At 44.0% G+C, this 9125-nt stretch carries 13 protein-coding genes; 7 read left to right on the top strand and 6 right to left on the bottom strand.

The genetic code is table 11. From position 1 onward, the window contains the following. The 7 genes from V7K46_RS24300 to V7K46_RS24270 all read left to right on the top strand — a co-directional run. A partial coding sequence (locus V7K46_RS24300) for a hypothetical protein (protein ID WP_335117678.1) occupies positions 1-466 on the top strand: 466 nt, incomplete at its 5' end. A gap of 78 nt (positions 467-544) precedes the next feature. After that, a complete protein-coding gene (locus V7K46_RS24295; protein ID WP_335117675.1) occupies positions 545-769 on the top strand; it encodes a hypothetical protein in 225 nt (74 codons plus the stop codon). 105 nt (positions 770-874) lie between these two features. Then, positions 875-1237, top strand: a complete 363-nt coding sequence (locus tag V7K46_RS24290) for a hypothetical protein (RefSeq protein WP_335117672.1) — start codon at positions 875-877, stop codon at positions 1235-1237. After that, the gene (locus V7K46_RS24285; protein WP_335117670.1) at positions 1234-1458 is read left to right on the top strand and encodes a hypothetical protein; all 225 of its coding nucleotides are present in this window, start codon (positions 1234-1236) and stop codon (positions 1456-1458) included. Before V7K46_RS24290 ends, V7K46_RS24285 begins: the two co-directional genes overlap by 4 nt. 2 nt (positions 1459-1460) lie before the next feature. Next, positions 1461-2708 (top strand): hypothetical protein, encoded by a 1248-nt coding sequence (locus V7K46_RS24280; RefSeq protein WP_335117666.1) that lies wholly within the window; start codon positions 1461-1463, stop codon positions 2706-2708. Between the two features lie 233 nt (positions 2709-2941). After that, positions 2942-3244 carry a hypothetical protein gene (locus tag V7K46_RS24275; protein ID WP_335117664.1) on the top strand — a complete coding sequence of 101 codons (303 nt, stop codon included), beginning with the start codon at positions 2942-2944 and terminating at the stop codon, positions 3242-3244. 19 nt (positions 3245-3263) lie between these two features. Continuing rightward, positions 3264-4418, top strand: a complete 1155-nt coding sequence (locus V7K46_RS24270; protein WP_335117660.1) for a site-specific integrase — start codon at positions 3264-3266, stop codon at positions 4416-4418. A gap of 47 nt (positions 4419-4465) precedes the next feature. On the opposite strand, the gene ylqF is transcribed toward V7K46_RS24270, so the two are convergent. The 6 genes from ylqF to V7K46_RS24240 form a co-directional block, all read right to left on the bottom strand. Next, complete coding sequence (gene ylqF, locus V7K46_RS24265) at positions 4466-5347, bottom strand: ribosome biogenesis GTPase YlqF (RefSeq protein ID WP_273762691.1); 882 nt, start codon at positions 5345-5347, stop codon at positions 4466-4468. A gap of 31 nt (positions 5348-5378) precedes the next feature. Further along, positions 5379-5762, bottom strand: a complete 384-nt coding sequence (locus tag V7K46_RS24260) for a VOC family protein (protein ID WP_335117655.1) — start codon at positions 5760-5762, stop codon at positions 5379-5381. 31 nt (positions 5763-5793) lie between these two features. Continuing rightward, positions 5794-7212: a DUF3370 domain-containing protein gene (locus V7K46_RS24255; RefSeq protein ID WP_335117650.1), complete on the bottom strand. Its 1419-nt coding sequence runs from the start codon at positions 7210-7212 to the stop codon at positions 5794-5796. A gap of 304 nt (positions 7213-7516) precedes the next feature. After that, entirely contained in the window at positions 7517-8095 is a 579-nt protein-coding gene (locus V7K46_RS24250) for a Uma2 family endonuclease (RefSeq protein WP_335117680.1), read from the bottom strand. A 196-nt stretch (positions 8096-8291) separates the two neighbouring features. Then, on the bottom strand, positions 8292-8399 hold the full coding sequence (locus V7K46_RS24245; protein WP_335117647.1) for a YgjP-like metallopeptidase domain-containing protein: 108 nt from the start codon (positions 8397-8399) through the stop codon (positions 8292-8294). Between the two features lie 224 nt (positions 8400-8623). Beyond that, positions 8624-8926 (bottom strand): hypothetical protein, encoded by a 303-nt coding sequence (locus tag V7K46_RS24240; protein ID WP_335117643.1) that lies wholly within the window; start codon positions 8924-8926, stop codon positions 8624-8626. Between the last annotated feature and the right edge of the window lie 199 nt (positions 8927-9125).

Below are 9125 nucleotides of genomic sequence, written 5' to 3'. Positions count from 1 at the left end.
CGAGGCATTTATCACCGACTTACGAGGCATTTATCACCGACTTACGAGGCATTTATCACCGACTTACGAGGCATTTATCACCGACTTACGAGGCACTATGACTGACCAACAAACCACAGATCGAGCCATTGCTAATGGCAAATCCACTAACGGAACTGAACCCAAAACCAGAAGACCGAGAGAGTGGAAAGAAATGGCAACAGATCCACTCTCCGAGGGTTTTGATGTTCATCAAGCTGAGTACGTCGTTGGAAGAACTCAAATATCCTTTGAGTCTTTAAAGCCCGGTCAACTGTTTGCCCGAACCAAAAGCGGGAAAAGCCTTTGTATAAAACTCAACGACGGGCGCGGGGTTTGTCTTGATACCCGCGAACCAATTGAAGTTAGTCCACAAAAGCGAAAAAGTTGGCAGATATGGCTAGTAACCCTTTTCAACTCAACCACTGCAAGCAAAGCCGATTATTAGAGGCGATCGCTTATCTTCCAGAACTGCGATCGCCCGCATCGTGTAGCTACCAAATAAACCACACACATCCAAGATTATATGACTGAACGACCAAATCCCAGTAACGATATCCATAATGTCGGCTTTCCAGAGGGGCAATTGCTAGCTAATGGGGCATCTCCAGAAGATTGTGCCGACATCTCAGCCGCCTACCTTCAAGGAAAGCCATTACCAGAAAGTGACAATCCGGCTATCCAACGGATATCAGAGAGACTTACTCAGACTGGTGGCTACGGCAAATATAGCAACTGGGGGAAAGAGTGAATCAAATAAGTATTCTTATTTGCATCATCGGCGCTCTAGTTATTGCTCTTGCACTCTCAAAACCGGAGACTAACCGCTCTTTTTACCTCAAAGTCGAGGTGCGGTATGGCAGATGAGCAAAAAATAGTCGTTGAAGTTCCAAGTGATCGGGGTTATTTGCCAATTACTAGTACATCTGAGCTATCTAAGCTAGAGGAATTCAAAAAAGGGTGGGCAGATGCGATCGCCCTCCCAGACAATCTACAAGACTTAGCTTACACCCTTGCTTCTTCGGTGGCGATTCCGGCTTTATTGAGTAGCTGCTGGGTAAATATCCCCATCCCTGGATTTATCCGCTTGGGAGTAATGGGGATGTTAGTAATGGCGGGGTTTGTCGCCCTTTACTTGCGGCAAGCCGTGCCAGAGGTCAAGGATATTTTATTGTTGCGGGTTGGGTTGGTTGCAGCAGGAGTCTTGTTAGGAATATGACAACCTACAAAATTAAGTATTGGGACAACGAGGGACAAGGGACTACCTTAATTGATTCGCCTATTGAGTTGGACGCAGACGAAGCAGCCAATTTAGTACAGGAGCAATTACTCGAAAACGGAATTGAGACTAGCACAGTACAAGTGGAGGAATTTAGAGAAGTCCAAAACCCTTTGGATCTGCTGGTAGCAAACATCCAAAGATTGGGATTCGGGGGGTGAATATGAGCAGCGATTTACACCCATCCCAGTTACACCAACACTTGCAGATGTACACCCGTGCAAAGTTATCATCCTGGTGTGGTTTAGCTCTAGGCTGCGGCTTACTGTTTTTGGGGGCAACCCAAAAGCCAGATTCTAAGCCGTGGATACTAGCGGCATCGGTCGGTACTTTAGAAGTAGGGCGCAGACATCGCCAAACAGCCAAACTACTGCTTGAATCTCTAGGCGACATCGACCGCGCCTCAAAGCTCAACTTCCAGGCGTGGGCCCGGGCTAAAACTCAACCCACAGCAGAGTTAGCATTGACAGTTGGCGCTATCGATGCCAACTGGAAACCTGATAATCTGATAACAGATCCAGTTGAGTACATCCAAAAGAAACAAAAACACGTTGCTTTAGTTGGTGGCACGGGTGACGGAAAATCGACTTTCACCCAATACTTATCATCAAAAATTGGTGGACGAGTCGTTGTCTATGATTCCGATGCCAAGCCCGATGATTGGGGATGGATTGATCAAGCCGATGTCATTGGGCGTAAAGGCAACTTCAAAGCCATTGATGCCGCGATGGGTAATGACCTTAAAACCTTAGAAGAGCTTGTCCAACTGCGCGGTGAGGGAGGAGATAACGCGATCGCCGGTCGAGAACGCTTTCTAATTGCTGAAGAGTTCCCGATTTTGGTGGACGAATGCGACAATGCTACCTCTTGGATAAAACGCCACGCCAAACGGGGCAGGCGATACAAACAGTTCATTTGTGCCTTGTCCCAAAATGACACCGCAGAGAACTTTGGACTGCAAGGTGACAAAGATACCCTTTACAGCTGCTTTGTCTTGGTGAGATTAGGACAGTTCGGGCGTGACCACGCCAGGGCTAAACTTAAAGATCCTCAACTAGAGCAATGGTTGAAAGCTGGTGGCAAGAAGCGGCTTATGGTCGATGACTGCCCCTGTGAGCTTGATTTGAGCAACTGGGGAACGGTAGCGACGGCACAGCCGGAAAACTCCACAGGGGGATCGGAGGTGCGGGAGCAGCCAAAAGCCATGAATGAGTTTGAGCAATTTATTCTTGACTGGGGTCAACAGCACCCAGGAGAGATTTTAAAGGCTGGGACGCTCAGTCGGGCTACGCGGTTATTTGACAATATGCAGCCAGATGAAATACGGATTTTCTTCGTTTCAATGGCTGATAGGGGGTTAGGGGAAGTCGAAGGAAGTGGCGATCGCTTGGGCTGGAGGTGGTCGAAATAATGTCTACAGTTCGCCTACAGTCCGTCTACAGGCTGTAGGCGACGCTTTTTAAATAAGTTGCCTGATTAATTAAGCAGCGGTTGAGTGAAAGTGCGATCGCTCAATACATCACCAATAACCAATCAAGAGTCCGTCTACACCGTCTACAATTTTTTACCCCAAAAAATTTGACTGTAGACGGCTAAAATAGCTCCCGGAGCGGGTTTTGACGACTGTAGACAAAAATTCTGGGGTTGAAAAACTTAAAAAATCAAACAATTTTTAACTCTGCGATGAATTATCTCACTTATCACGATTTAGAAAAAGAAAATAAGCACGGGCTTACTGCTGGGGAAGAATCACTCACTGAAGAATCATTGGTAGTTCGGGAGATGATTGTACCCGGTATGGCTGGCTACCCGGACATGTATGTAAGACACATTAGTTTGATTTTCAGAGAACAGCAATATCTGATTATTAGCATGACTGATTATGAACTGGATGAAGCCAAAAGATTAGAGATATGCACTGGTGCTGTGAAGTTTTTGAAGAGATAGACTAAACCGAAGAACAACTATGGCCGTAACCGTAGATCCGAAAACGCAAAAACTAAATATTCGCTTTAGGGTTAATGGTTATCAAAAGCAGTTCTATTTGGGTAGTGGGCTTGATAATTCAGTCAAAAATAGAATTATTGTAGAATCTCGCTGGGAAGAAATCCAGCGAGATATTGCATTGGGGCGCTTTGATTCCACACTAGAATCATATAAATTTGGAAATTATCAAAATCGAAAAGCTGTAATCCAGACAGAGAAGCTATCTCTAGATAATCTTTGGAATAAATTTTTAGCTTTTCAAACTCAACACCTAGAAAGTTCGACGATAGAAGGTGATTACAAGCAAATAACTAACATTGTTGTGGAGTTATCAAGTCAATTATTCAAAGATGCTTTAACAATTCGAGATTGGCTGTTAGTTAAATACAGTTACCATACAGCACACAAAGCCCTTGCAGCTTTTTCTAGGTGCTATAAATGGGGCATTGATTCGCGCTTAATTGACTTTAATCCCTTTGAGAAGATTCAGCTGCCAAGTCCTAAAAAATCCAGCATTGACAATGAAGTGAAAGCCTACACGCTGGAGCAGAGGGATTTAATCATCACAGCTTTTGAGTCTCACCCAAAATTTTCATACTACAGCAGCCTAATTAAATTTTTATTCTGGACTGGATGCCGGCTCGGAGAAGCCTTTGCCCTGACTTGGGGCGATATCAGCCGACAATGCACACGCATCTCTATCACAAAAGCTTATGCCTCTCGTGTTCGCGTCCTCAAAGGCACTAAGAACAATAGACGACGGGTCTTTCCCTGCAAAGAAGGATCAAAGCTACAATCTCTGCTCCTAGAGATTAAGCCAGACTCCCCAGACCCAAAAGGACTAATTTTTAAAAATAAAGCAGGGCAAAGAATGAATTTAAGAATTTTAGATAAATGCTGGAGGGCCCAGGATACTAGGGGCTATCGCTATAACGGCGTAGTCGCAGAGTTGGCTGACCAAAACATAGTCCCTTATTTAAAGGCTTATAGCACCCGGCACACCTTCGCCACTTGGGCGATCGCTTCTGGGGCATCTCCTGAAAAAGTAGCCTACTGGATCGGTGATAACGTCGAGGCAGTCTTGAAGTACTACTGTCACCCAGATGTCACCAAAGCAGAGTGTCCAGATTTTTGAATCACTACTCACCTGCTACTCAAAAGCAAGTCAAAAATGCTTGCAATCTAGTTAGGAGGTAATTCCAAACTCATTTCACCCAACAACCCCTTGCGAAAATCTGTTAAAAGTTGCCTTGCAGCTCGCTCTATATCACCTTTGTAACGATGCTCCGCCAAGGCGTGTAAATAGACATCTCCGGTGTCTGATACCGAATCGAGTTGGTAGCGGGACTGTAATGGTTTTTTTGGTAACAAATCTGTGGCTACAGCTTCCAAATAGTTTAGTAAATCCACTAGGGCTGCTGCTACTAGCTGATTATCGTAAGATGCTTCACCGATATCATCACAAATGGCTAATTTCAAAGCTGCATCTTGGTCTTCCAACCTTACAGGGATGACACCAGGAGCATCTAGCAATTCCAAATGTTCGGAAATTCGCACCCAGCGCAGTTGGCGAGTCACCCCAGGACGGGCTGCACTTTCTACGACTCGCTTTCCTAACAGACGGTTAATCAAAGCTGATTTACCAACATTAGGAAAACCAATCACCACAGCCCGCACTGGACGGGGTAACATGCCGCGATCGCTTCTTCTTTGATTGAGTTCTACCCCAGCAGCTTGCGCTGCCCGTGCCACTTCTGCTATACCTTTACCATGTTGAGCGTTGGTAAAATAAGGGACTTCTCCCTGACGTTTAAACCAATCTATCCACAGCGATCGCATTTGTGGCGTAATCATATCTACTCGGTTAAGTATCAACACCCGTTTTTTACCCTCCACCCACTCGCCTATTTGGGGATGGTGAGTCGCTAAAGGAATCCGAGCATCTCGTACCTCAAACACCACATCTACGCGCTTCAGCTGTTCTTTGAGCTTCTTTTCAGCTTTAGCAATGTGACCTGGATACCATTGAATCAGGTTTAATCTATAGTTTTGAGTTATAGCCATAGTCAATTACCAAATAAATTATTATCACTTATCAATTATCATTCACTATGGCTTGATGTAAAATCAGACGGTTGCCATCAGGGTCATAAGCATAAATTTCTCTGCCGTGGTCAGCAATGGAAATCTTTCCTGGTGGAGGATAGCCCAAAGCTGTGAGGTGAGCGATCGCATCTTCTAAGTTACTCACCTCTAAACACAAACTTATCTTACTTTTGGCGAGCGCTTCAAATTCCGATTCGTTTGTGTTCTTGGGTTTAAAAATACCTAATCGCATACCAACCAAATTAAACTCACCATAGATATTCTGAATCAAAATAATTGGTTTTTGCTCCAGAAATCTAGTATATAAATTCACTAACTCCTCACAATTAACCGATGCTATGGTGACAAATGCGTTAGTGTACTGGAAAACCATATAAGCCTTAAGTTATTTGATTTTTTTGAGATCACTTTTCTAAAGTTCTTACACTCAGCACTTGCAGTGGTGTCGAATCTGGTGGATAAATCACATCTACCTGTACTATCCGCTTAGTCGAAGGTGGAAGTACAAGCTGCACCAATGGTTCTAACACTTGACCAGTTCTGTGCCATAGATGTACATAGCGCGTCTTTTGTTGACCTTGGTCATCAAAGTAGCGTAGCCGCACTGTACCACGGAAGAAAGGAAAATCTAGGGATGGTTTGCGAAAACGCACACCACCTTGAGATAATTTATCTTCCTTTAAAGGTGTTTCCAAAGTCACACTCACGGTCTGGTTTTGGTTGGTATTGTTGCTTAAGGGTAAGGTGAGTTTATATTCCACCGCATAATTGCCATGTGCTTCGTATGCCGTATCTGGATAACGTACCAGCATTTTGGCCGTTTGGATTTGTTGAGTGCCCAATCGACCATTTCGCAATGTGTCTAAAGTATAGGAAATAGCTTTGCCAGGCTGGGGAATAGTTAGAATTGTGGTTTGGGGATTATCTACCAACTTTGCTTGCCACTGGGAACCACTAGACACCCCAGCTACACGCCCATAAATCAGTACGCCACTGGTAGCATTTGGAGGACTAGGGGTTTTATCTCGCGGCCCGGCGAAGTTGCCGGTATTTAGTAAAGCTTGCCATTCTGCAATAGTCGGTGGGCGTTCTGTATTATCAGAATTTTTCTTGGCAAACATTGCTAAACTTGCCGCATAAACTTGATCGCTACTACGCAGCCGCATAAAGGTAGAGCGACCATTCACCGGCTTTTCTAGATTTCGTACAGGAATAGGATGATTTAATAACATCCGGCTTTGTCCTGGGGGAATTATCAGCTTTGCGGGAAAATCTGCTTGGCGAACACCTCGGAGTACATCACCAACAGCGCGATCGCCTGGCCCTGAGTAAGCCTTACCATCATTATTTTCTATGTAGGGGGATAAGGTGACAAAAGGCGCATCTTGCATTAAATAACTTGCCGCTTGCAACACATCTAGTGTTACAGGTTTTTTACCAGGGTTATACACAATTACGCCCAAATATAACGTTTGTAAATCCTTGGGAGTGTGGGAGTAATGGTGGGCGAATAAGTCAAAGCGTCCCTGAAAGGGAAAATTGAGGTGCGCTGCTGGAACTTTTTTACCGTTTGTTGGAAAGGTAGAAAGTAAAATACCTTCAGTTTTAATCCATTCTGGGCTATTGCTGTTAAAAACAGGTATGTTATCCAACTTGCCTGGTAGAGCCAGAACTTCTCCTGGTTGCACAATTTCTTGGGGTGCTAGCTTTGGTGAAGTTTGAGCGATCGCTGAATTATCTTTATCAGCTGTGCATCCAAAGGTTTGAGTTATGGCAAGTCCTAATAGAAGTATGAATAGAGGTGATGGTAATTTAGCTAGCATAAATTTGAGCGTCAAGAAAGCTGTGGTGTCAAATATAACAAGTTATTACTACAACTTCCCAGAAGCGAATTTCGGAGAATGCGATGCCTACGGCGGGCGCAGCCATTGCTGTTAAATTTTAAGTGTAGTGCCAAGTTCAGTATGCGGCTGTAGTTCCAATAGCCCACATCAGCAAAGCTCTTGATGTTCAAAGGGAGTGTCGATGGTTTAAGCGATCACATGACCACAAGTGCGTAATACTTATAAAAATTTGAATTTGAGAACGTTCAGTGATTGTAGAAATCAAATCAAGATAAACACTCATCTATGCAAAAATTTGTTGTAAATTTAAGACAAAACCAGGGAGAACATCCTCACCAGATAAACTTGTAGGAGATTGTAAAACTTCCGGTGCTTGGTTAGGACGATAAATTATTACTTGTTTCTTTTTAGGATTAATTAACCAACCCAGTTGTAACCCATTTGCTAAGTATTCCTCCATTTTCGCTTTAGTATCTTCCACATCATCAGTTTCAGAAATTAATTCCACTGCAAAATCAGGACACGAAGGGAGAAATTTTTTTCTTTGTTCTGGGGTGAGAACATCCCATCTTTCTATCCTTACCCAAGAAGCATCGGGTGAACGAGTTGCACCATTTGGTAATTTAAACCCAGTGGAAGAATCAAAAGCTTTTCCGAGCTGATTTTGTCGGTTCCAAACTCCTAAATCAAGATATAGTTCAAAATTACGGTTTCCCGTTTCTCCCCCAGTAGGCGACATGATAACTAGTTCCCCTTCAGCAGTTAATTCCAACCGCAATTCTTTATTCACAGCAACAATTTGTGCAAATTCCTCATCGGTAAATTGCAGATTAGAAGGTAATTGTAAAGTTACAGTCATAATTAATTGCGCTCCACTAAAATTCTAGTTGCGTCAAACTCATGCGCTGCTGATCGGTTTGACTTAGCCTCTACCTCTAGTTGTAGCTGATCACGAATATATACCCATCGCGCTTTTTCTGGCACAAAAAAAGTTTCTTGATAACTAATGGTGCTTTTAATGGTGTAAATCGCCCTTACTCTCCCTCTAATTTCCACCACTAACCCCCATACCCCTGCAATCGCTTTTCCCTTTCTTCCCAATCAGGAAGATAAGCATACATGAAGCACTTAAACACCTTACCGTGGTTGGGAACGAGGAGATGCACGAGTTCGTGAACCTAGCATGGCTTTTTCCCTCATTTCCATTCCTCTCCCCCACGGGGGGAGAGGCTTTGAAACCCAGTTTTAGTTTTTCTGTGCTTGTATGAAACCACCCTGCTTCCCTACTAGCGTTGGAGAGTAAGCCTTAAAGCCTCTCTCCTTGTAGGCTAGGGTGTACACACAAGTATGACCAGTATAGGTTTCAACTCTTCTAAAAGATAAGGGTGCGTTATGGACACGCCAAATCAACAAATGCGTAGGCGTAGCCCGCCGCAGGCATCGCCAAATCAACAAATGAGTTCACAAAATCAACAATTGCGTTCGCCGAATCAACAAATGCGAACGCCGAATCAATAAATGAGTTCGCCGAATCAACAAATGCGAACGCCGAATCAACAAATGCGAACGCCGAATCAACAAATGAGTTCGCCAAATCAACAAATGCGATCGCCAAATCAACAAATGCGATCGCCAAATCAACAAATGCGATCGCCAAATCAACAAATGCGTAGGCGTAGCCAGCCGCAGGCATCGCCAGCTTGCGCTAACTGTAAAAGTGGTAAATCAAGAGAACCGTTTTTCTCTGCTTGCTTTTTACTGTTTTTCCTTGTTCCACGCGGCACTATATTTAACTCCTGCGTTAGCCTCAAGCTCACTGAAGGCATCGCTTCTATATTATTTCGAGAATCCTTATTTTCGCAGTTTCTCGGCTAATTGTGTTGATAAATGAG

The organism is Nostoc sp. (assembly GCF_036917395.1).
Classification (GTDB): Bacteria; Cyanobacteriota; Cyanobacteriia; order Cyanobacteriales; family Nostocaceae; genus Nostoc.
The sequence above is the reverse complement of the archived record's forward strand: the minus strand, read 5'-3'. Positions and strand labels throughout refer to the sequence as shown.